Origin of the sequence: Aquibium oceanicum (assembly GCF_001889605.1) — a bacterium.
Classification (GTDB): domain Bacteria; phylum Pseudomonadota; class Alphaproteobacteria; order Rhizobiales; family Rhizobiaceae; genus Aquibium; species Aquibium oceanicum.
This window is the reverse complement of sequence record NZ_CP018171.1, coordinates 3,697,118-3,716,950: the sequence shown is the minus strand read 5'-3', so window position 1 is coordinate 3,716,950 and position 19,833 is coordinate 3,697,118. Positions and strand designations below refer to the sequence as shown.

Sequence of the window (19,833 nt, the reverse complement as noted above, 5' to 3'; positions counted from 1 at the left end):
GAACGCTACTTGCAGGCGCGGTAGCCGTTGCGCCGTTCCTTGATGTCGAAGTGGAAATGGTCCTTGTGATCGGCATTGTAGCCGGGGCCAAGCACGGTCGAGAAGTAGCCGCAGGCATCGGAACGGACGTTGTTCAGAAGGCCACGCTGGCGGAAGGCGAACCAGCCCGGCTTGCGGACGTCGATATCGTTGCCGTTCTTCAGCTCGATGCGCATGACGTCGAGCGCGTTCCCCTTCGCGTGTTCGGAGATCGTGCGGCTTCCGGCGATCGAGCGGCAGGAATAGCTCGATCCCTGGTGGATCGTCTTCACGCCCGAGAAATAGCGCCACCGCGCAGCCGGCGCGAGTTCGTCCTTGGTCCAGCTCGCGAAGGCCAGCGCCATCTGGCACGAGAGCGTCGCGGCCGGCTTCAACCCGACGTTCCCTGAAAACCCGGTGACCTCGACCGGCCAGTCGATGCCGCAGGATGCGCTGTCGCGGATCCGCGCGACGTCGCGGAACTTCACGCCGAGGCGCTTCAGTTGCCGCCTGCAGTCGCGTTCGCCGGCCGGCATCAGGTCGGGCTGCGACATTGGCGCGTTCAGGCGCGGATATCCCGCAAGGAACGGATTGGAAGGAACCAGCGCCTGCAGGCCGCGCGCCGGCACGGCGGCGGTGGTCTGCCCCACATCGACGTTCGGGCGCATAACATCCGAAACCGAGCAGGCGGAAAGGATGGCCAACCCGGAAAGGAGAAGCGCGGCAGCTGGCCTTTGACGCGAAGCCGTTTCGCGGCTGCGCATCCGGCGGAGGAACGACATACGCATGAACTCTGGTTCCCGTCCGAAGTCCTTCACAATGTATCAGGCAAGGGTAAAGGAAAGCTCAGCGGTTGCGTTCATGCCTGTGGCCGGATTCAGGCCGCGCCGAAAGATGTTCGGGAACAACGCGGTAGCCGCTGCTTCGGCAATTCGGATTCAAGCCGTTGAGACGATGATTCAACTTCGGCCGCTGCAAACGCCGGGCTCAGGCGCCGATGGCTTCCAGGCCTTCCTCAAGCCAGTCCGCCAGCGTCGGCATGCCGAGCAGATAGGTCGCCGTGCGCTTGTTGGAGCGCTGCCGCGCGTCGGCCACCGCTTCCTGGAACTCGGCGGGGTCGTAGTCGCCGCGCCCCACCCACACGAGCGCCACGAGTTCGGCCGTCTCATCGACATTGAGGTCGTCGATCAGCTCGCGCAGCTCCTCGCTCGTCAGGTCCTCGGATTCCTCCTCGGCCAGCCCGTCATGGTGGTGGCCGTCGTGGTTCTGATCGTCGAGTTCGATCTCGTGCTCGCTGCCGTCGTTGTAGTCGTCGTTCACCGCGGCGCTGATCGCCTTGGCCTTCAGGATGAACAGCCGGACGGTGTCCGGATCGATCGTCAGTTCCCACTCCCTCTCGACCGGCTTTTGCACCGGAGTTCTCCTTCGCTGTGGCGGACCTGGCGCATAATGAATTCAACGGCCCGGCGTTGCAATCAGGCGCGCCCCGGCTCTTGGGCCAGACCGTTGACAGTTGCTGCGGCCAGGCTGAAATGCCGGTCCCTCCATCGCCCGGAAAATCCCCATGGCCGCGTTGCTTTCTCCAAAAGTGCTCCCGATCCTCATGCTCGTGGCCTCGAACGTCTTCATGACCTTTGCCTGGTACGGGCACCTCAAGTTCAAGGCCGCGCCGCTCTACGTGGTGGTGGTCGCGAGCTGGGGTATCGCCTTCTTCGAATACTGGCTGGCCGTGCCCGCCAACCGTTACGGCCATGAAGTCTATTCGGCTGCGGAGCTCAAGACGATCCAGGAGGTGGTCACGCTGTCGGTCTTCGCGGTGTTCTCGGTGCTTTACCTGCGCGAGGCGTTCACGGTGAATCACCTGATCGGCTTCGCGCTTATTGCCGCCGGCGCCGCGGTGATCTTCCGGGCCTAGCATCGGAAACGTCGTCACGGCAATTTGAGTGCGTCGCGGCGGCGATTGACGTAGGGTTGCTTCCAACGGCCTTCGCGACGAAGGTCTGGCTGTTTTCGAAACGGAGGACATCATGCTGTCGACGGTACTGCGCTCCGCCTCTCTGCTCGCCATCGTCTTGCCGCTGGCGGCTTCGCCCGCTTTGGCGGCAGGCGGCGGGGGATCCTCGGATACGCCGAAATGCAAGACGGGCGAGGTCTACGATACCGCGCAGAAGAAATGCGTCCAGAAGTCGAGCTCCCTCGACACCGACACCCTGTTCGAGAACGGCCGCGCGCTCGCCTATGCCGGGCGCTACGACGAGGCGATCTCGGTGCTGAAGCTCGCCGAGGACCGGGGCGACCCGCGTATCTTCAACATGCTCGGCTATTCCAACCGCAAGCAGGGCAAGCTGCTGGTCGCACTCGGCTACTACGAGGAAGCGTTGCGGATCGATCCCGACCACGTGCTGACGCGGGAATATCTCGGCGAGGCGCATCTGCAGATGGGCGACGTGGCGTCCGCCAGGCAGGAGCTCGGCGAGATCGAGAAGCGCGCCGGCCGCGACAGCTCCGAATACGCCGAACTCTTGAAGCACATCGCCGCCTACGAAGCCGCCAACGGCTGACAGCCGGTCACGATACTTCGACCATAGATGCGCGCCGGCCTTCCGGCGCGCTTATTCTTTTCTGGATGCCTCTGATCTTCGGCTTTGACTTTCACGCCGCTTGCGGATAATCGCACTCGCGGCTGGAGGCGCCGGCCGCCCGCGAGCATTGTGCTCTGGTGAAGTCCTCCCGCGATGACCGTCTCAACCGACGCATCGGAAGAATGGCAATGCGGGCACCCATCCAATTCCCGTCCGATGCAAAACGGGAGAGACCCGCAATGACCGCGTCCGCAAACGCGGGCGAGAATGCGTTCCTGACGCATCCCTTGCCCAAACTGTTCCTCAGGACCGCTTCGCCCATCATCTTCATCATGGGCATGAACGGCCTCCTGACCGTTATCGATGCCTATTTCCTCGGCGAGTTCGTGGGCGCGGAAGCGCTGACGGCCGTCACCCTCATGTTTCCCGTCTACATGCTGCTTGCCGCCCTCTCGACCATCGTCGCCGGCGGCATGGCGAGCGTACTGGCACGGCTTCTGGGCGCCGGCGACCATGCCGGCGCACGGCGGGTCTTCGTCAGCGCGCATGCGCTCGCGCTGCTGGTCTGCGCGCTTCTGGTGTCGGTGTTCTATCTCGTCGGCCCCGCCATCACGGCCTGGGTGGCGAACGGCTCGGCGCCGCTCGCCGCGATGGGATACACATACATCTCCATCCTCATCTTCTGCTCGCCGGTAGCCTTCGCGCTGTCGCTCAACGCCGACGCGCTGCGATGCGAAGGCCGCATGGGCCTCATGGCGGCGGTGAGCCTTGCCACCTCGCTCGCCAACATCGCCTTCAACTATCTGCTGATCGTGGTGTTCGACCAGGGCGTCGCCGGCTCCGCCGTCGGCACCGTGCTCGCGCAGAGCACCGCGCTCGCCGCCGTCGTCGTCTTTCGCCTCCGGGGGCGGACCGTGTTGCGGCTGCGGGACCTGTCGCTCTTCGGCTGGAACCGCGGCTGGAACAGGTTTTTGGCGCTCGGCGCGCCGCAGAGCCTTAGCTTCGTCGGCATCTCGCTCGGATCGGCGGCGATCATCTATGCCTTGCAGGTCTGGGCGGCGGATCACTACGCGGCAACGGTGGCGGCCTACGGGGTGATTACCCGCATCCTCACCTTCTCGTTCCTGCCACTGATGGGTCTCTCGATGTCCATGCAGACGATCGCCGGCAACAATTTCGGCGCTTCGCTGTGGCACCGCTCCGATGCGGCGCTGCAGCTGGGCGCGGCGCTGGCGCTTCTCTACTGCGCCGGCATGCAGACGTTGTTCTTCTCGCTGCGCGGAAGCCTCGGAGGCGTCTTCGTCGACGATCCTGCCACGATCGCCGAGATCAGGCGCATCCTGCCGATCGCCACGATGATGTACTTCGTCGCCGGACCCATCCTCGTGCTATCGGGATACTTCCAGGCGATCGGCGATGCCGGGCGTTCGGCATTGCTCAGCCTCACCCGCACCTACCTCTTTGCGATTCCGCTGACCTTCTGCCTTCCGATCCTGTTGGGCGAGACCGGCATATGGCTGGCCGGCCCCACATCGGAACTGCTCATGGTCGTGCTTGCCACTGCCCTCCTGGCGTCCACCCGCCGAAGGACCGGGCATCGCTGGGGTGTGTTCCGGGCAACGCCTGGCTGAAGGCGAGGAGGGATGTGGGCGCGACCAGCGGCGGCTGCGTTGCGTTCACGCCCTCGCCGATCAGCATGGCGGCGGAAAGCCCGATCCCGAAGAGGGCGGCAATCAGCGTGGGTTTCTTCATTGGCCAACTCCGCGCATTTCCGCGTCCGGTAAGACCGGACTCATGCCCTACCGCATTCCCCGACGGAACTCTGTTCCGTGACTGTGGCGAAAAGAGGTGTATCCTCCCGCTCGGTGGGTAAATTGCGATTCGGGCGCATGAGGGGTGAGAACGACAATCTGGACGTGGGTGCGGAGGGAGCCTTCCTTCCGTCGACCGTTTCCGTCCTGCTGCCCGCCGCCGTCATCCTCGGCGGCTACGGCCTGACCTATGCCTGGCTCGCACTGGCCGGCCGCGGCGACGGTGCCCTGGCAAGGCTGTGCCTGATCGTGCTGTCCCTCGGCGGACCGTTCCTCATCGCACATGCCGTGCTGCGGCGGTTCACGGCGCGGGTCGACGTGATGTCTCACGCCGTGTTCGTACACACCGGATTTCCGCGCAGCGAACCGTACGAGATTCCCTACGCGCTGATCCGGCGGCTGACGTCGAGCCGCGGGCCGGTCGGGCGGCTGACGGGCAGCGGCATGCTGGTTTTCGAACTGTCGACGCGGCAGACGATCTGTGTGGCCGATATCGCACGCCCGTCACAGGCAATCAGCGTCATCGGCCGCCGCATTGAGGAGGTCGCCGAGCGGCGCCTGGACACCGAGATTCCGGTAAAAACCACCCTCTCGGCGGCCATAATCGCAAGCTGACGCGACGATGGCTCATTTTTAGCGTGAATCTCGCGCGATCCGCTGCTATATCTTGCCTGACTAAGAGGTTGCGGTTCCGCCTGCCCACGCTCGCGGACCGTTTTCTTTTTGTGCCCGCCCCCAGGATACTACGAGACGGCGGGCGGAACCCGGCGAGGAAAGGTCGCACGAATGAACAAGGTCCCGATGACCGAAGGCGGTTTCCAGAACCTCAAGGAAGAGCTGCGCTGGCGCCAGCAGGAGGAGCGGCCGCGCATCATCGAAGCGATTTCCGAGGCGCGCGCCCATGGCGATCTCTCCGAGAACGCGGAGTATCATGCGGCGAAGGAAGCGCAGAGCCTCAACGAGGGCCGGGTCGGCGAGCTCGAGGACCTGATCGCACGCGCCGAGGTCATCGACGTGTCGAAGCTCTCCGGCGACAAGGTCAAGTTCGGCGCCACTGTCGTGATCGTCGATGAGGACACCGACGAGGAGAAGACCTATCAGATCGTCGGCGACCAGGAAGCCGACGTGAAGGGCGGACGCATCTCCGTTTCCTCGCCGATCGCGCGCGCGCTGATCGGCAAGGGCGTCGGCGACACGATCGAGGTCAATGCGCCAGGCGGCGCGCGCGGCTACGAGATCCTCAAGGTGAAGTGGGCCTGAGCCTGCATCCATGACGGCCGGCGGCGCGACGCCGGGAGACCGGGTGAATGTGCGCGAGGTCGATGTGATCGCGCCGAACTTCAAACGGCGCCTCTCGGGCGTGACATCCACGATCATCCAGCTCGTGCCGAAGCAGCGCGCGATGGGCACGCGGGTGGCCGTGGTCGGCCCGGGTCTTCCCGACAGCCTGCCATCGCTTCGTCTTCGCGACCTGCCCCGCCTGTGGCGCGCCCCGGCCGGCTCCGCCGTCCGGGTCTGGCACGCGCGGCGCAACGTCGAGATGCTGCCGGGCGTGATCCTGCGCGACGTGCTGCGCATGCCGCTGCGTCTCGTCTTCACCTCCGCGTCGCAGCGCCGCCACACGCGGTGGACCAAGTTCCTCATCCGCCGCATGGATGCGGTGATCGCGACCAGCCGGCGTACAGCCGACTATCTCGAGGTCGAGAACACCGTCGTCATGCATGGCATTGATACGGACCGGTTCAGCCCGGCCGCGGATCGCGCGGAAGCGCGCGCGGCGGTCGGGCTCGATCCCGCGCGCCGTTATGTCGGCTGCTTCGGCCGAATCCGGCGCCAGAAGGGGACCGACGTGTTCGTCGATGCCATGATCGCCGCACTACCGCACCATCCGGACTGGTCGGCCGTCGTCGCCGGCCGGACGACGAGTTCGCATGCCGGTTTCGAAGAGGAGTTGCGGGCAAGGGTGTCGGCCGCCGGACTTGAGGACCGCATCCTGTTCGTCGGCGAGCACACGGCCATCCACGAATGGTACAAGGCGCTCGACCTCTTCGTCGCGCCGCAGCGCTGGGAAGGGTTCGGCCTGACGCCGCTTGAGGCGATGGCCTGCGCCGTCCCCGTGGTCGCGACCGACGTCGGCGCCTTCTCCGAACTGGTCGTCGATGGCGTCACCGGCGCGATCATCCCTCCCGGCGACGCCGAAGCGATGGCTGCCGCTGCCGGTGCCTACATGGCGGATGACGACGAGAGGCAATCCGCCGGACGCGAATCCCTTCAGCGAGCGCGCGAAAAGTTTCCGTTGGAGAAGGAAGCCGAAATGCTTGCCCGGATCTATGCTCGCGTTGCCAGCGGCGCGGGATCCTAGGCCCCGGCCTCGCGGCGGGCGAACAGGTCCATATAAGCCTGCGTGATGGCTTCCTTCGAGAAGCGCTCCTGCAAGGTCCGCCGTCCTCCCGCCACCACCGTCTTCGCCAGTTCGGCGTCGCTGCGCAAGCGCGTGATGCCCTCGGCCATGGCTTCGTCGTCGTCGAGATCGACCAGCAGTCCGTTCTCGCCGTCGCGCATGAACCATGTCGGCCCCTCGGACCGAGTCGAGACCACCGGGACGTCCTGCGCCCAGGCTTCCAGGACGACGTTGCCCAGCGGCTCGTGGCGCGAGGCGACGGCGAAGCAGTCGGAGGCCGCGACGTAGGCGCCGGGGTTCGACTGCCAGCCGGCGAATCGCACCCGTTCCGTCATGCCGAGTTCGTCGGCCAGCCTGCGCAGGTTGCCCTCTTCCTCTCCGTTGCCGACCAGCCAGAGATAGGCGTCGGGAACTTTGGCCACCGCGCGCAGCACCACGTCGAAGCCCTTTCGCGGCACGAACCGGCCCGCGGCCGAGACCACGAAGGCATCTTCCGGCGTGTCGAGTTCGGCGCGCGCGACCGGCGTCGCCGGCACGGATTCGGTGAAGTTCGAGATGACGCGCACGTCGCGCTGCCAGCCCATGTCCTGAACATGCTTGGCAATGCCGGGCGTGTTGCACACCACCACCTCGACGTTGCGGAACTTCTTCAGGGTCGTCGGATAGTCGCCGAGCCGCGTCAGCCTCAGCGGGCCTTCGACGGCCGGCACCAGCTTCGCGCCCTTCGGCATCCAGCCCAGAATGGCGTCCGGCTTCCACGATTTCGCCATGGCGCGCATGCGCAGCGGCAGCAGGATTCGGTCGAGCGAGGCGGTGCGGAAATGGCTCTCGATGACCTCCACCGACGGATCGATCTTCCGCTTCCAGTTGCGCCCGGGCCTGATCACGACGCGCTGCTCCACGCCGCGCTCGGCCAGCCCGTTCAAAAGGTGCACGAAGAACCTCTCGGCGCCGCCGTCCTTGCCGAAGTGGAAATGCATCACCTTCATCGCGCGTCGCTCCGGGTGTCCGCCGTTGTTTCGACTGGCTCGCTGGCCGGCGCGATCTTGAGCGCATTGCGCTGGTAGATCTTCGATTCCGTGAGGAATGAGTACACCGCGCCCGTCATCGCCTCGATGAAGCCGGGGAAGCCGCAGCGCCACAAGCCGTTGCGCAGGTAGAGCCGCAGGAAATAGAGCGGCGGGTTGAAGACCATCTTCAGCTTGCGCGGCCCCCGGCCGGCTTCGACGATCTGATCCGCCTTCAGCGACGAGTACTTGTTTTCCTTGAGGATCTGCTCGTCCATCGGTAGTGGCCGGAAGTGCAGCAGGCTGCCTTTCTCCGATGGCCGGACCTCACCGTCCGGCACAATGCCCTCATGCACGCGCTGGGCGAGATCGTAGCGCCCGCGGCCGTTGCGGATCAGCCGCAGGTTCTTGCGCTCGCGCACCTTCTCGGGCGTGAAGCCGTAGCCGATCAGGTAGGGCCGGCGCGCGACCTTCCAGCCGACGACCGATTCGGGAGCTTCGAGCAGGGAGGGTAGGGCGGCCCGCAACGCCTCGTCGAGACGTTCGTCGGAATCGATGTTGAAGCACCATGGCTCGCGGCACTGTTCCAGCGCGAACTGCTTCTGCCCAGCATAGCCGCGCCAGGACTCGCGAAACAGCCGGATCGGGAAACCCCGTTCGATGAACCTAACGATCAGCGCCAGCGTCCCGTCCGTCGAGCCGGAATCGACGACCACGATCTCCGCGCACAGGTCGAGGCTTTCCAGGCAGCGCCCGAGATACGCCTCCTCGTTCTGGCAGATGATGAAAGCGGAGAGGGGGAGTCTGTCTGGCATCGTCAGCTTCGGCGGTTCACCCGCGCCTTGTGGGGCTCGCCGTGTCTGCTATATGACGCCGGCCTCGTCCCGCGCTCCCGGGCGAGCGCATCGCGGACCCCTTGAGCAGAAAAGGCGGTCGCAGGCAAGCTTCAACAGCCGGGCGAAGCCGCCCGCAGACAGATGGTCAGCGCATTGGCAAACCCGTTTCGCAACGTGAAGCTCCACTGGCGCCGGCTCATGAACCGGCGCGTGGTGGAACTCGACGGGATCAAGGTCTCGACCGCCGCGGCCGGCCTGCCGCGCTCCGTCCGCTCGGCGCTGTTCAAGGAAACCTACGAGGTCCACGAGCGGCGGCTGGTTAGGCAGATCGTGCGGCCGGGCAACCGGGTGCTGGAGATCGGCGCCGGCATTGGCGTCGTCGCGTCTCTCGCGGCCCGGCTTTGCGGTCCGGGCAACCTCGTCTCCTACGAGGCCAACCCGAAGCTCGAACCTATCATCCGCGGAAACTTCGCGCTGAACGGCGTCGAGCCGCGCTTGGTGATGCGCGCCGTCAACCTCGACGGCCGGCCGGTGACGTTCAACCGCGACGACAACATCGTCTCCTCGTCACTGGCGAAGCGGGGCAGCTCCGCCGAGGCGATCGAGGTCGCCGCCGATGCCTTCGACGACATCGTGCGGGACCACCGCCCCGGGATCGTCATCATGGACGTGGAAGGGATCGAGACCGATCTTCTTTCGCAGGGAAACCTCGACGGCGTCGCCCATATCGTAGTGGAGATCCATCCCCAGGTGACCGGGCAGGAGGTGATCGATACCATGCTGGCGCGTCTTGAAGGCTTGGGCTTCGCGGTCGCCGAACGCGCCCACAAGACGCTTCATCTCGTGCGCGAGACGAGCGGAACTCCTGCACAGTAGATTACCGGCCGGCGGCGGGGCCGCTGCTCGCCTCTATGTCGACCAGCCCTTCGTCCTTGACCTGCCGGATCGTAAGCGCGGTGCGCACGGTGTCGACGTTGGGCGCCGACGTCAGCTGCTCGATGACGAAGGTCTGGAACGTCGTCAGGTCGGTCGCCACGCAGTGCAGCAGGAAATCGGACTCTCCCGACACCATCCACGCCCGCCGCACGATCGGCCAGGCGCGCGTCAGTTCGGAAAAGGACTTGAGTTCCGCATCCGACTGGTGGTGCAGCCCGACCAGGCAGAATGCCACCAGGTCGTAGCCGAGCGCCGGCGCGTTGAGCAGGGCGCGGTAGCCGCGGATGACGCCGGACTCTTCCAGCCGCTTGACCCGCCGCAGGCAGGGCGGAGCCGAGATCCCGACGCGCCGCGACAGTTCGACGTTGGTCATGCGCCCGTCGTTCTGCAACTCGCGCAGGATCCTCCAGTCGGTTGCGTCCAGATCGGCCTTGATGGGCATGTCACGGGTGCTCGGTCGGTTGACGGCGAAAGAATCTGTCGCGCTCGAAGACATACGGCAAAGGTTGGACCGAGCCAAGCATGGCGCTCGCGGCGTGCGGCTTCCCGGACGTGTCCTGTGTGAAAGCGGCCTGCGCACTTGCACAAGGGTGGATGGGAACCTTAGATCAGCGGCGGAGATCATCCCTCGTCGTCCGTCGGGCGCCGGGGCTTTTGCCTTTTGTGCAGAGGAACGGCCATGACCAAGAAGCACGCACCCGTCATCATCGTCGGCTCGGGCCCCGCCGGCTACACCGCCGCGATCTATGCCGCGCGTGCCATGCTTCGGCCGATGCTGATTGCCGGCATGCAGCAGGGCGGGCAGCTGATGATCACCACCGACGTAGAAAACTATCCCGGCTTCGCCGATCCGATCCAGGGGCCGTGGCTGATGGAGCAGATGATGAAGCAGGCCGAGCATGTCGGTACCGACATGGTCAGCGACATCATCGTGGAGGCCGACATCGCGAGCCGGCCCTTCCGGCTGAAGGGTGATTCAGGCACCGAATACACCTGCGACGCGCTCATCATCGCGACCGGCGCGCAGGCGAAGTGGCTCGGCATCGACAGCGAGGAGACCTTCAAGGGCTTCGGCGTGTCGGCTTGCGCCACCTGCGACGGCTTCTTCTACCGCGGCAAGGACGTGGTCGTCATCGGCGGCGGCAATTCCGCTGTCGAGGAGGCGCTCTATCTGTCCAATCTCGCGAAGTCGGTCACGGTCATCCACCGGCGTGACGAATTCCGTGCCGAGCGCATTCTCCAGGATCGTCTCTTCAAGAAGGACAACATCAAGGTTCTGTGGGACACCGTAATCGAGGAGATCGTCGGCGAACCCGCCAAGCCGCCGATGCCGCCATCGGTCAACGGCATCCGGCTGCGCAACAGGCATACCGGCGAGATCAGCGACCTGCCGATCCACGGCGTCTTCGTTGCGATCGGGCATGCGCCGGCGGTCGAACTCTTCGCCGGCAAGCTGAAGCAGAAGCCGAACGGCTATCTCTGGACGGCGCCCGATTCCACGCGCACCGACGTTCCCGGGGTCTTCGCCGCGGGCGATGTAACGGACGACATCTACCGCCAGGCGGTGACGGCGGCCGGCATGGGCTGCATGGCGGCGCTGGAGGCCGAGAAATACCTGGCCGAAATGGAGACGCATCGCGAAGCGGCCGAATGAGCCGGCCGCAGCACTCCGGGGGAGGGGGACACATGCCGTTCGACTGGGACAAGCTGCGTGTGTTCCATGCCGCCGCCGAGGCCGGTTCCTTCACCCATGCGGCGGAGCGGCTCAATCTCTCGCAGTCGGCCATCTCGCGCCAGGTCAGCGCGCTGGAGCACGACATCGGCGTGCCGCTCTTCCACCGCCACGCGCGCGGCCTCGTCCTGACCGAGCAGGGCGAACTCCTCTACCGCACCGCCCACGACGTGCTGGTCAAGCTCGACAGCGTGCGCGCCCGGCTCCTGGAGACCACCGAGAAACCGACCGGCGTTTTGCGCGTGACCACCACCGTCGGGCTCGGCGCCGGCTGGCTCACCCAGCGCGTCCAGGAGTTCCTGGAGCTCTATCCGGACGTGCAGGTTCAGCTGCTGCTCGCCAACGAGGAACTCGACCTCACGATGCGGCAGGCCGATTGCGCCATCCGCCTGCGCCAGCCGCAGCAGCCGGACCTTATCCAGCGGCGGCTGTTCACCGTGCATCTGCACGTCTTCGCCGCCCCGGCCTACATCAATCGCTATGGCAAGCCCAATTCGGTGGAAGAGCTCGACCGGCACAGGCTGGTGACGTTCGGCGAGCCCGTTCCGTCCTTCCTGAAAGATCTCAACACGCTCCAGACCTTCGGCATGCCGGAAGGGGCGAGGCGGCCTGCGGTGCTCCAGATCAACGATCTCATGTCGATCCGACGGTCGGTGAAGGCAGGCGCCGGCATTGCCATGCTGCCTGACTACATGGCCGACAAGGATGCCGGTCTCGTGCAGCTCCTGCCGGAGATGGAAGTCCCATCCTTCGACACCTACTTCGCCTATCCCGAGGCGATGAAGAACCAGGCCAAACTGAAGGCTTTTCGCGACTTCCTGTTCTCCAAGGCGCGCAGCTGGTCCTACTGAGGGCACCCGGGACTCGGCCTGCCTTATTTTATAGCAGAATCAGCTAATGCACACCTGATTGGCAGTTGCTCCATTTCTGCATGGGTGAAATGCAAATCAATTGCTTGCAGAATCGGCATTCGAAGGACATATACGCGTCATCTTGCTGGCGCATTCTCCTCCCATTGGCGCCGGCAAGTGTTCCCCTCTGGAGGTTTAACCGCTTTTGCGGCACTTCCATTCCTTGGCCGGTTCCTTTGGATCCGGCCATTTTTTTATCTGGAAACTGAAGATCCTCGTCGAGGGGCGCTACATGAAGAGCGCTTCGCCTTCCATGCCCTGGTAGAGCCCGGCCACCTGCTCGCCGTAGCCGTTGTAGAGCAGCGTCGGCACGGTCTCTCCCGTGTGCAGGACACGCTCCTGCGCCTGGCTCCAGCGCGGATGCGGCACCTCGGGGTTCACGTTGGCCCAGAAGCCGTATTCGGAGGGAGCGATCTGTTCCCAGAAACTGACCGGCCGCTTCTCGACGAAGGAAATCTTCACCACCGACTTGATCGACTTGAAGCCGTATTTCCACGGCAGCGCGAGCCGCAGCGGCGCACCGAACTGGTTCTTCAGCGGCTTGCCGTAGACGCCGGTGACCATGAAGGCGAGTTCGTTCGTGGCCTCTTCCATGGTCAGCCCCTCGACATAGGGCCACGGATACCAGACCTGCCGCTGGCCCGAGGCCATGTCGGGATCGAGGAAGGTCTCGAAGCGAACGTACTTCGCCGAGGCAAGGGGCGCCGCCGCCTCGACGAGCTTCGCCATCGGGAAGCCGGTCCACGGCACGGTCATCGACCACGCCTCGACGCAGCGGTGGCGGTAGAGCCGCGCCTCGAGCGGCATGGCCCTTATCAGCTCGTCGATCGCAAAGGTTTTCGGCTTCTCCACCAGCCCGTCGATCTCGACGTCCCAGGGCCGGGTCTTCAGGCTTTCGGCGGCCCTGGCGATCTGCTTGTGAGAGCCGTATTCGTAGAAATTATTGTACTGCGAGGCGACCTCGCCCGGCGTTATGTCACGGTCGATCTTGTACGTTTCGTTCAGCTTCGCCGGGTAGAGGTCGAGCGTCGGATCGGCCTCGGCGGACTGTGCCCGGCCGGCAAGAGGCGGCATGATGGTCGAGGCCGCGCCCGCTGCCAGCCCCGTGAGGATCGAGCGCCGGTTCATGAACACGTGCTCGGGGGTGGCAAGGCTTTCGCGAACGGCCCACGATGGGCGCCGGTGAACATTGGCCATCTCGAATTCTCCCGAGCCATATCGATGCACCGGAGAGTAGACGATGGCGGCCGGCGCGCAATTCACCCGGCATCACGTTTGCGTGGAGGCCGAACCGGCCGCGAGCGCTGGCATGGACCGTCGCCGTCAGCCCTGTTCGGCCGTGAACCTTCGCGGGTCGAGCGTTGCCAGGGTCCGCTTCTCGGCCTCGCTCAGCGGCAGATGCGGCGGCAGGAGGCGCTCGAATTCGGGATCGTCGTGGATCCGCGCCACCATGTGCTTGACCGCGGGGATCAGCGGTACCGACGAGATCGCCGCGCGTGCGTCGCTCGCCGCCTTCAGCAGGCCGGCATCCGACCGGGCGTTCCACAGCCGTGCGGCGAGCGGCGCCGTGGCGCTCACGGTCGCGGAAATGCATCCGGCATAGCCGTCCGCGTCCGCCCGCGCGAGTGCGGTCTCGCTGCTCGGGAACACGTCGAAGCCCTCCATTCTCGCGATCTCGGCGGCATAGGCGAGGTCGCCCGAGCTGTCCTTGGCGCCAGCGATCCGCTCGGGAAAGCTTTCGCGCAGGCGCGCCGCGAGAGCGGGCGAAAATTTGAGACCAGTCATCTGCGGGAAATTGTAGAGGTAGATCGGAATGGCTATGTCGCCGGTCTTTTCCACCACCGTCGCGAACCAGCGAAAGAGGCCTTCGTCGCTCACGCCCTTGTAGTAATAGGGCGGCAGGATCAGCGCCGCCGCGAAGCCCGCCCCATGGGCGAACCGCGTCAGCTCGATGGTGGTGGCGAGGTCGGGCGCGCCGGTGCCGACCATCAGCCGCTTACGGTCGAGTTCCCCGGCGGCGGCGCTCATGACCGCCTTGCGCTGCGACGCCGAGAAGGAGTTCGCCTCACCAGTCGTGCCAAGGACGTTCAGCCCGTCGCAGCCGTTCTCCAGCAGCCAGTGCGCGTGGCGAAGGAAACGCGGAAGATCCGGCTCGCCCTCTGCAGTGACCGGCGTCGGAATGGCCGCGATTACGCCCTTGAGCCTGTTCGATGTCATCTGGTCTGTAGGTCCCGTAACGAAGGTGTATGAAGTTCCGCGTGGATAGGCGTCACGCCCCGGCGGAGCAAGTGCGTTGGCATACCTGCCTTGCTGGCATCGGCGAATTCCGGCGCTCCAGCGTCCCGACTTTGCCGCATGCGGCCTTTTCTCTCTTGGCAATGCCCGTTTTCGCGGCAAAAGTACTCGCGACGGTCCGCGATGGAGAGGCGGTCGGCGCGCAGGGGAAACGGTTGGACGACATTCTGACGCTTACGATCGGCGTTCTGGCCTGCTTCCAGGTGAAGCACTTCGTTGCCGACTATCTCCTCCAGCCGCCGTGGCTTATCCGCGGCAAGGGCCATTTCGGCTGCGCCGGCGGCTACGTCCATGCCGGCATCCATGCCGTCGGCTCGATACCGGCCCTGCTTCTCGCCGGTCTTCCGTTCGGCCCGCTCCTGATGTTCCTGGCGGCCGAATTCGTCATCCATTTCGCCATAGACCACATCAAGGCGCGCATCTCGATGGGCAGCGAGAAGGGGCCGACGACCGCGTCCTACTGGGCGCTGCACGGCGCCGATCAGCTGATCCACCAGCTCACCTATCTCGCCATGACGGCGCTGGCGATCGGCTGGACGATGCCGGCCTAGCGTTCCCGCCGGCCTCTCCAGCGTTTCCGATCAGCGCGTGACGATCTCCGGTCCCATCAGGGTGTAGGGCAGCCACGTCGACATGATCGGCACGTAGGTCGTGATGATCAGGAAGAGAAAGAGCACGGCCACGAAGGGCAGGGCGGCCCGTACGACCTGGATCAGGCTCATGCCGGTGATGCCGGAGGTGACGAACAGGTTCAGCCCGATCGGCGGCGTGATCATGCCGATCTCCATGTTCACCACCATGATGATGCCGAGATGGACCGGATCGACGCCGAGTTCCATGGCGATCGGAAACACCACCGGCGCAACGATCAGGAGCAGTCCTGAAGGCTCCATGAACTGGCCGCCGAGCAGTAGCAGGAGGTTGACCGCGATCAGGAAGGTGAACCAGTTGAAGCCGGCATCGAGCATGAGGCTGGTGATCGACTGCGGGATGCGTTCCGAGCTCAGCACATGGGCGAAGAGCAGCGCGTTGACGATGATGAACATCAGCATGATCGTGGTGCGCGACGCATCGATCATGACCTTGCGCGTTTCCTCGTTGAAGAACATGCGATGGAGGTTGCGGCCCGTCAGCGCGAAGTTGCGGCCCCAGATCGGCAGCCCCGCGGCCAGGTAGCCGGGGATGTTGAACGGGTTGGAATCGCCGTCGCGGCGCAACGCGTAGGCGACCATCAGCGCGATCGAGAGGACCAGTCCGACCAGCGCGCGGCCGCCGATCGTCACGCCTTCCCAGTTGGAGGCGACGAAGAAGGACAGGATCATCCACACGAAGAAGAAGCCGACGGCATAGACCAGCGCGGAAAACCCGACCTTTGCACGCTTCGTGTCCGTCTCCTGGATCCAGCGGACGCCTTTCAGCGGTCCCATGTCGCGATAGATGAACAGGGCCACGAAGAAGGCGTAGACCGCCGCCACCGCAGCGGCCTCGGTCGGCGTGAAGACGCCGCCATAGATGCCGCCGAGGATGATGATGATGAGGAAGAGGCCCCAGCCGGCCTCCTTGCCGCCGGCGACGATCTCGCCGAAGCCCTTCCATTCCTCGGCCGGTAGATTCTTGATCCGCGCCATGATGTAGATCGTCGCCATGAGCATGAGACCGGCGACGAGGCCCGGTACCACGCCCGCCAGGAACATGCGTCCGACCGAGACGTCGGTCGCGGCCGAATAGACGACCATCACGATGGAGGGCGGAATGAGGATGCCGAGCGTGCCGGCATTGGCGATGATGCCGGCGGCGAATTCCTTGGTGTAGCCGACCTGGCGCATGCCGGCGATGGCGATCGTACCGATGGCCACCACGGTGGCCGGCGACGAGCCGGAGAGCGCGGCAAACAGCATGCAGGCGAGCACCGAGGCGATCGCCAGTCCGCCCCGGAAATGGCCGACGGCGGCGATGGCGAAGCGGATGATGCGCCGCGCAACGCCGCCCGTCGACATGAAGGCCGAGGCCAGCACGAAGAACGGGATCGCCAGCAGCGTGTAGTTCTGCGAGGCGGTGAAGAGCTGCAGCGCCACCGACGAGACGGAATCGGCCGAGAAGAAGGCGATGATGATCAGCGACGACAGGCCGAGCGACACCGCCACCGGCACGCCGGCGAAGAGCAGCAGCAGCACCAGGATGAAGAGGATCAGTGGTTCCATGTCCGGTCCTCAGTCGCGCAGAGCGCCCTTGGCTTCGCTCACCAGATCCTCCGCTTCGTGGCCGGCGATGATCAGTTCGCGGTCGCCGCGCCAGATGGCGGCCATCCCCTGCAGGGAGCGGAAGGCGAGGAGGGCGAGCCCCACCGGCAGCATGAGATAGGCGACCCAGCGCTGCACCCGGTCCTGGACCCCGAACAATTCCTGGGCCCAGAGCGGATAGCGCAGGTCGTCGAGGCCCGTGCCGCGCTCGAACATGAAGGTCCAGTAGCCGATCGCGCCCGTCTGGCGCCAGTTGGTCGAGACGCCGGCGCCGAGCAGCGCCAGCCAGCCGGCGTAGAGAAGCATGAAGGCATAGAGGAAGGCGCAGAAGGCTCCCACCATGCCCGCGATGCGCAGGGATTTTTTCGGCAGCATGCGCACGAAGGCGTCGACGCCCAAGTGGACGCTGTGCTTGATGCCGTATCCCATCCCGAACAGGATCATCCAGGCGAACATGATGCGCGTGAATTCGAGCGCGCCGCCCCAGCCCGTGTTGAAGCCGTAGCGGGCGATCACCTGGCTGAACGAGACGAGCGTGATGATGGCGAGAAGGGTGGCGAGGATGTTCTCCTCGAGCCGGCTTATCTTTTCGGGATAGCGCCTTTCGGCGAAAAACAGCGCCAGCACCAGGACGACGAGCGCCGCCGACGGCCACAGAAGCTCCACTTGATCCTCCCCTCAGCGGATCGGCCCCGGGCGCCGGTTTTCCGGATTGTTCGCCCTGGCCGCGAAGAAAGCGCGCCCGCCTTGTGGCGGGCGCGCCGCATGTCCTGTTACGAGCCGGAAGCCACGGCCGCGTCGATGACGTCCTTGCCGATGTCGCCCTCGAACTCGGCCCAGACCGGCTTCATGGTGCTGACCCATTCCGTGCGCTGCTCGGGCGTCAGTTCGCGGATCGTGCCGCCGGCATCCAGGATGTTCTGGCGGCAGGCTGCTTCCTTGTTGGCGACGTCGGCGTTCGCAGCCTGGGTCACGTCGTCGGCGATCTTCAGGAACTGCTCGCGCACCGCCGGATCGAGGCCTTCGAGCCATTCGGTGGAGGTGACGAGCAGATAGGCGAGCGTCTGGTGGTTGGTTTCGGTCACGCCGTCCTGCACCTCGAAGAACTTCTGGGTGTAGATGTTGCACCAGGAATTCTCCTGGCCGTCCACGACGCCGGTCTGCAGGGCGCCGTAGACCTCCGAGAAGGCGAGCTTCTGGGCCGAGCCGCCAATCGCGTTGATCATGGCGTTCGCCACGTCCGAGGTCTGGATGCGGAACTTCAGGCCATTCGCGTCAGACGGCAGCAGCAGCGGCTTGCTGGCCGAGAACTGCTTGAGGCCCGACAGCCAGTAGCCCAGCCCGGTGTAGCCTTCGTCTTCCATCACGGTGAGCAGGCTCTTGCCGGTGTCGGACTGGGTGAAGGCGTTCACCGTGTCGAGGCTGGCGAACAGGAACGGCAGGTCGAAAACGCGATACTTCAGCGTGTAAGCCTCGAACTTCGACAGCGAAGGCGCCGCGATCTGCACGTCGCCGAGCAGCAGGGCCTCCATCACCTTGTCGTCGTCATAGAGCGTGGTGTTGGGATACACCTCCATGCAGGCGGTGCCTTCCATCTCCTGGTTGACGCGCTCGCCGAACTGCTTGGCGGCCTCGCCCTTGGGATGGCCCTTCTCCGCCACCACGTGGCTGAACTTGATGACCATCTCGCCATCGTCGCACCCTGCCGGATCGGCGAAGGCCGGTGCGGCGAACATGGTGATCGCGAGCGCCGAGGCGGCGCCGAGTAGCTTGTTCATGTCATTCCTCCACATTGCGGCCATTCGGCCTTTGTCACGATGTCTGGACCGCTTCGTGAGCGGACCCGGATCTGGCGGGATAAGTTCCTCCCGTTGATGATGGATAATCCATCGCGCACGCAATTAGAAGTCGGCATTTGGAAGGAGAGGACCGCGCGAGCGACGTCCTGTTCAACATTACGGGACCGCAAGCCGGGGGCTGAAGACCATCAGGCTCAGGATCTCGAACAGCACCTGCGCGCCGGCCTGGGCGGTGTTGGACGTGGCATCGTACTGCGGCGCGACCTCGACCACGTCGCCGCCCACGAGGTTCAGCCCCTTCAGCCCGCGCAAAAGTTCCAGCACCTCGCGCGTCGACGGTCCGCCGATCTCGGGTGTTCCCGTCCCCGGGGCATAGGCGGGGTCGAGGCTGTCGATGTCAAACGAGAGGTAGGTCGGGCCGTCGCCGACGATCTCCCTGGCCTTGGCGATGATCGCCGAAATGCCCAGCGCCGGCATCTCCTCGGCATGGATCACCGTCATCCCGGCTTCGTAGGAGAACTCCCATAGATATTCGGCCGAACCCCTTATGCCGATTTGGATGGTGCGTGCCGGATCGAGCACGCCGTCCAGCACGGCGTTCCGGAACGGGCCGCCATGGTGGAATTTCGTGCCGTCGAAGGCACCGCCGGTGTCGCAATGCGCGTCGATGTGGATCATGCCGACCGGCCCGTCGCGCCCGACCGCCTTCAGGATCGGATGCGAGATCGAATGATCACCGCCGACCGACAGCGGCACGACACCGGCCGACACGATCTTGCCGACATGCACCTCGATGTCCTCGTGGCTCTGCTCCAGCAGGTAGCGGCTGCGGAACGGCACGTCGCCGATGTCGGCGACCCTGAGTTCATGCACCGGAGCGCAGTCGAGCACGTGATTGTAGGGGCCGATGCGTTCGATGGCGCGCAAGGCTCGCGGCCCGAACCGGGCGCCGGGCCGGTTGGTGACGCCGAGATCCATGGGCACGCCCAGCAGCGCCACCTGCAGATCGCCGAAATCCGGATTTTCGGGATCGACGGGGCGATGCTGCGCGGAAAGGAAGGTCGGCACGCCCGCATAGGGTGCCGCGCGCGTGCCCGACGCGGTGAAGATGCGGTCGGCGACGCGCCGGAAGCGCGGGTCGAAGACCTCGCCGCCATGCCCCGCGCCGTAGCGGCGGCGGAGTTCCTCAAGCTTCTCGTCGTCCCGCGCCATGAGAGCCTCCACGGACCGGTTGCTTTTGGCCGGATAGTGTCTGGCCGGATGCC

Annotated in this window: 21 protein-coding genes; 10 read left to right on the top strand and 11 right to left on the bottom strand. The window is 65.2% G+C overall.

Going from position 1 to position 19,833, the window contains the following annotated elements; genetic code table 11:
• Positions 1 to 5 precede the first annotated feature (5 nt).
• Together BSQ44_RS18165 and BSQ44_RS18160 are read right to left on the bottom strand one after the other, a co-directional pair.
• Positions 6 to 782, bottom strand: coding sequence for an extensin-like domain-containing protein (locus tag BSQ44_RS18165; protein WP_114580091.1), 777 nt, complete (start codon positions 780 to 782; stop codon positions 6 to 8).
• A 223-nt stretch (positions 783 to 1,005) separates the two neighbouring features.
• Positions 1,006 to 1,431: a DUF3775 domain-containing protein gene (locus BSQ44_RS18160; protein WP_072606549.1), complete on the bottom strand. Its 426-nt coding sequence runs from the start codon at positions 1,429 to 1,431 to the stop codon at positions 1,006 to 1,008.
• Positions 1,432 to 1,582: 151 nt separating this feature from the next.
• On the opposite strand from BSQ44_RS18160, the gene BSQ44_RS18155 reads away from it, so the two are divergent.
• The 6 genes from BSQ44_RS18155 to BSQ44_RS18130 all read left to right on the top strand — a co-directional run bounded on the left by BSQ44_RS18155 (position 1,583) and on the right by BSQ44_RS18130 (position 6,773).
• On the top strand, positions 1,583 to 1,933 hold the full coding sequence (locus BSQ44_RS18155) for a DMT family protein (protein ID WP_072606548.1): 351 nt from the start codon (positions 1,583 to 1,585) through the stop codon (positions 1,931 to 1,933).
• A gap of 112 nt (positions 1,934 to 2,045) precedes the next feature.
• Positions 2,046 to 2,579 carry a tetratricopeptide repeat protein gene (locus tag BSQ44_RS18150; RefSeq protein ID WP_072606547.1) on the top strand — a complete coding sequence of 178 codons (534 nt, stop codon included), beginning with the start codon at positions 2,046 to 2,048 and terminating at the stop codon, positions 2,577 to 2,579.
• Positions 2,580 to 2,839: 260 nt separating this feature from the next.
• The gene (locus BSQ44_RS18145; protein WP_072606546.1) at positions 2,840 to 4,231 is read left to right on the top strand and encodes an MATE family efflux transporter; all 1,392 of its coding nucleotides are present in this window, start codon (positions 2,840 to 2,842) and stop codon (positions 4,229 to 4,231) included.
• 198 nt (positions 4,232 to 4,429) lie between these two features.
• Entirely contained in the window at positions 4,430 to 5,026 is a 597-nt protein-coding gene (locus BSQ44_RS18140) for a hypothetical protein (protein WP_157894631.1), read from the top strand.
• Between the two features lie 171 nt (positions 5,027 to 5,197).
• Entirely contained in the window at positions 5,198 to 5,671 is a 474-nt protein-coding gene (gene greA / locus BSQ44_RS18135; protein WP_072606544.1) for a transcription elongation factor GreA, read from the top strand.
• A gap of 10 nt (positions 5,672 to 5,681) precedes the next feature.
• On the top strand, positions 5,682 to 6,773 hold the full coding sequence (locus BSQ44_RS18130) for a glycosyltransferase family 4 protein (protein ID WP_072606543.1): 1,092 nt from the start codon (positions 5,682 to 5,684) through the stop codon (positions 6,771 to 6,773).
• Here BSQ44_RS18130 and BSQ44_RS18125 read toward each other — a convergent pair.
• Positions 6,770 to 7,801, bottom strand: a complete 1,032-nt coding sequence (locus BSQ44_RS18125) for a glycosyltransferase (protein WP_072606542.1) — start codon at positions 7,799 to 7,801, stop codon at positions 6,770 to 6,772. The genes BSQ44_RS18130 and BSQ44_RS18125 overlap by 4 nt on opposite strands.
• Positions 7,798 to 8,634, bottom strand: a complete 837-nt coding sequence (locus tag BSQ44_RS18120) for a glycosyltransferase family 2 protein (protein ID WP_072606541.1) — start codon at positions 8,632 to 8,634, stop codon at positions 7,798 to 7,800. The genes BSQ44_RS18125 and BSQ44_RS18120 overlap by 4 nt, the downstream gene beginning before the upstream one ends.
• 174 nt (positions 8,635 to 8,808) lie before the next feature.
• Here BSQ44_RS18120 and BSQ44_RS18115 point away from each other — a divergent pair, with 174 nt between their 5' ends.
• Positions 8,809 to 9,531, top strand: coding sequence for an FkbM family methyltransferase (locus BSQ44_RS18115; protein WP_157894630.1), 723 nt, complete (start codon positions 8,809 to 8,811; stop codon positions 9,529 to 9,531).
• Position 9,532: 1 nt separating this feature from the next.
• On the opposite strand, the gene BSQ44_RS18110 is transcribed toward BSQ44_RS18115, so the two are convergent.
• Positions 9,533 to 10,033 carry an Lrp/AsnC family transcriptional regulator gene (locus BSQ44_RS18110; RefSeq protein ID WP_072606539.1) on the bottom strand — a complete coding sequence of 167 codons (501 nt, stop codon included), beginning with the start codon at positions 10,031 to 10,033 and terminating at the stop codon, positions 9,533 to 9,535.
• 237 nt (positions 10,034 to 10,270) lie between these two features.
• On the opposite strand from BSQ44_RS18110, the gene trxB reads away from it, so the two are divergent.
• A complete protein-coding gene (trxB, locus tag BSQ44_RS18105) occupies positions 10,271 to 11,245 on the top strand; it encodes a thioredoxin-disulfide reductase (RefSeq protein ID WP_072606538.1) in 975 nt (324 codons plus the stop codon).
• A 32-nt stretch (positions 11,246 to 11,277) separates the two neighbouring features.
• Positions 11,278 to 12,174 (top strand): LysR family transcriptional regulator, encoded by an 897-nt coding sequence (locus BSQ44_RS18100; RefSeq protein WP_072606537.1) that lies wholly within the window; start codon positions 11,278 to 11,280, stop codon positions 12,172 to 12,174.
• A gap of 288 nt (positions 12,175 to 12,462) precedes the next feature.
• Here BSQ44_RS18100 and msrP read toward each other — a convergent pair whose 3' ends face one another.
• Both msrP and BSQ44_RS18090 read right to left on the bottom strand, forming a co-directional pair.
• Positions 12,463 to 13,431, bottom strand: coding sequence for a protein-methionine-sulfoxide reductase catalytic subunit MsrP (gene msrP, locus BSQ44_RS18095; RefSeq protein WP_072606536.1), 969 nt, complete (start codon positions 13,429 to 13,431; stop codon positions 12,463 to 12,465).
• Positions 13,432 to 13,557: 126 nt separating this feature from the next.
• A complete protein-coding gene (locus BSQ44_RS18090) occupies positions 13,558 to 14,451 on the bottom strand; it encodes a dihydrodipicolinate synthase family protein (RefSeq protein ID WP_072606535.1) in 894 nt (297 codons plus the stop codon).
• A gap of 233 nt (positions 14,452 to 14,684) precedes the next feature.
• On the opposite strand from BSQ44_RS18090, the gene BSQ44_RS18085 reads away from it, so the two are divergent.
• Complete coding sequence (locus tag BSQ44_RS18085) at positions 14,685 to 15,080, top strand: DUF3307 domain-containing protein (RefSeq protein WP_072606534.1); 396 nt, start codon at positions 14,685 to 14,687, stop codon at positions 15,078 to 15,080.
• A 30-nt stretch (positions 15,081 to 15,110) separates the two neighbouring features.
• On the opposite strand, the gene BSQ44_RS18080 is transcribed toward BSQ44_RS18085, so the two are convergent.
• The 4 genes from BSQ44_RS18080 to speB form a co-directional block, all read right to left on the bottom strand.
• On the bottom strand, positions 15,111 to 16,730 hold the full coding sequence (locus BSQ44_RS18080; RefSeq protein WP_072606533.1) for a TRAP transporter large permease: 1,620 nt from the start codon (positions 16,728 to 16,730) through the stop codon (positions 15,111 to 15,113).
• A 9-nt stretch (positions 16,731 to 16,739) separates the two neighbouring features.
• Positions 16,740 to 17,435, bottom strand: a complete 696-nt coding sequence (locus BSQ44_RS18075; protein ID WP_083534802.1) for a TRAP transporter small permease — start codon at positions 17,433 to 17,435, stop codon at positions 16,740 to 16,742.
• A gap of 107 nt (positions 17,436 to 17,542) precedes the next feature.
• The gene (locus BSQ44_RS18070; protein WP_072606532.1) at positions 17,543 to 18,547 is read right to left on the bottom strand and encodes a DctP family TRAP transporter solute-binding subunit; all 1,005 of its coding nucleotides are present in this window, start codon (positions 18,545 to 18,547) and stop codon (positions 17,543 to 17,545) included.
• A gap of 177 nt (positions 18,548 to 18,724) precedes the next feature.
• The gene (speB, locus tag BSQ44_RS18065) at positions 18,725 to 19,780 is read right to left on the bottom strand and encodes an agmatinase (protein ID WP_072606531.1); all 1,056 of its coding nucleotides are present in this window, start codon (positions 19,778 to 19,780) and stop codon (positions 18,725 to 18,727) included.
• Positions 19,781 to 19,833: the final 53 nt, after the last annotated feature.

Excerpts from the sequence above, each read along its gene's own strand:
- greA (WP_072606544.1), top strand. The coding sequence starts at position 5,198 with ATGAACAAGGTCCCGATGACCGAAGGCGGTTTCCAGAACCTCAAGGAA.
- BSQ44_RS18080 (WP_072606533.1), bottom strand. The coding sequence starts at position 16,730 with ATGGAACCACTGATCCTCTTCATCCTGGTGCTGCTGCTGCTCTTCGCC.
- msrP (WP_072606536.1), bottom strand. The coding sequence starts at position 13,431 with ATGGCCAATGTTCACCGGCGCCCATCGTGGGCCGTTCGCGAAAGCCTT.
- BSQ44_RS18120 (WP_072606541.1), bottom strand. The coding sequence starts at position 8,634 with ATGCCAGACAGACTCCCCCTCTCCGCTTTCATCATCTGCCAGAACGAG.
- BSQ44_RS18110 (WP_072606539.1), bottom strand. The coding sequence starts at position 10,033 with ATGCCCATCAAGGCCGATCTGGACGCAACCGACTGGAGGATCCTGCGC.
- BSQ44_RS18150 (WP_072606547.1), top strand. The coding sequence starts at position 2,046 with ATGCTGTCGACGGTACTGCGCTCCGCCTCTCTGCTCGCCATCGTCTTG.
- BSQ44_RS18165 (WP_114580091.1), bottom strand. The coding sequence starts at position 782 with ATGCGCAGCCGCGAAACGGCTTCGCGTCAAAGGCCAGCTGCCGCGCTT.
- BSQ44_RS18100 (WP_072606537.1), top strand. The coding sequence starts at position 11,278 with ATGCCGTTCGACTGGGACAAGCTGCGTGTGTTCCATGCCGCCGCCGAG.
- trxB (WP_072606538.1), top strand. The coding sequence starts at position 10,271 with ATGACCAAGAAGCACGCACCCGTCATCATCGTCGGCTCGGGCCCCGCC.
- BSQ44_RS18125 (WP_072606542.1), bottom strand. The coding sequence starts at position 7,801 with ATGAAGGTGATGCATTTCCACTTCGGCAAGGACGGCGGCGCCGAGAGG.
- BSQ44_RS18155 (WP_072606548.1), top strand. The coding sequence starts at position 1,583 with ATGGCCGCGTTGCTTTCTCCAAAAGTGCTCCCGATCCTCATGCTCGTG.
- BSQ44_RS18145 (WP_072606546.1), top strand. The coding sequence starts at position 2,840 with ATGACCGCGTCCGCAAACGCGGGCGAGAATGCGTTCCTGACGCATCCC.
- BSQ44_RS18070 (WP_072606532.1), bottom strand. The coding sequence starts at position 18,547 with ATGAACAAGCTACTCGGCGCCGCCTCGGCGCTCGCGATCACCATGTTC.
- BSQ44_RS18090 (WP_072606535.1), bottom strand. The coding sequence starts at position 14,451 with ATGACATCGAACAGGCTCAAGGGCGTAATCGCGGCCATTCCGACGCCG.
- BSQ44_RS18130 (WP_072606543.1), top strand. The coding sequence starts at position 5,682 with ATGACGGCCGGCGGCGCGACGCCGGGAGACCGGGTGAATGTGCGCGAG.
- speB (WP_072606531.1), bottom strand. The coding sequence starts at position 19,780 with ATGGCGCGGGACGACGAGAAGCTTGAGGAACTCCGCCGCCGCTACGGC.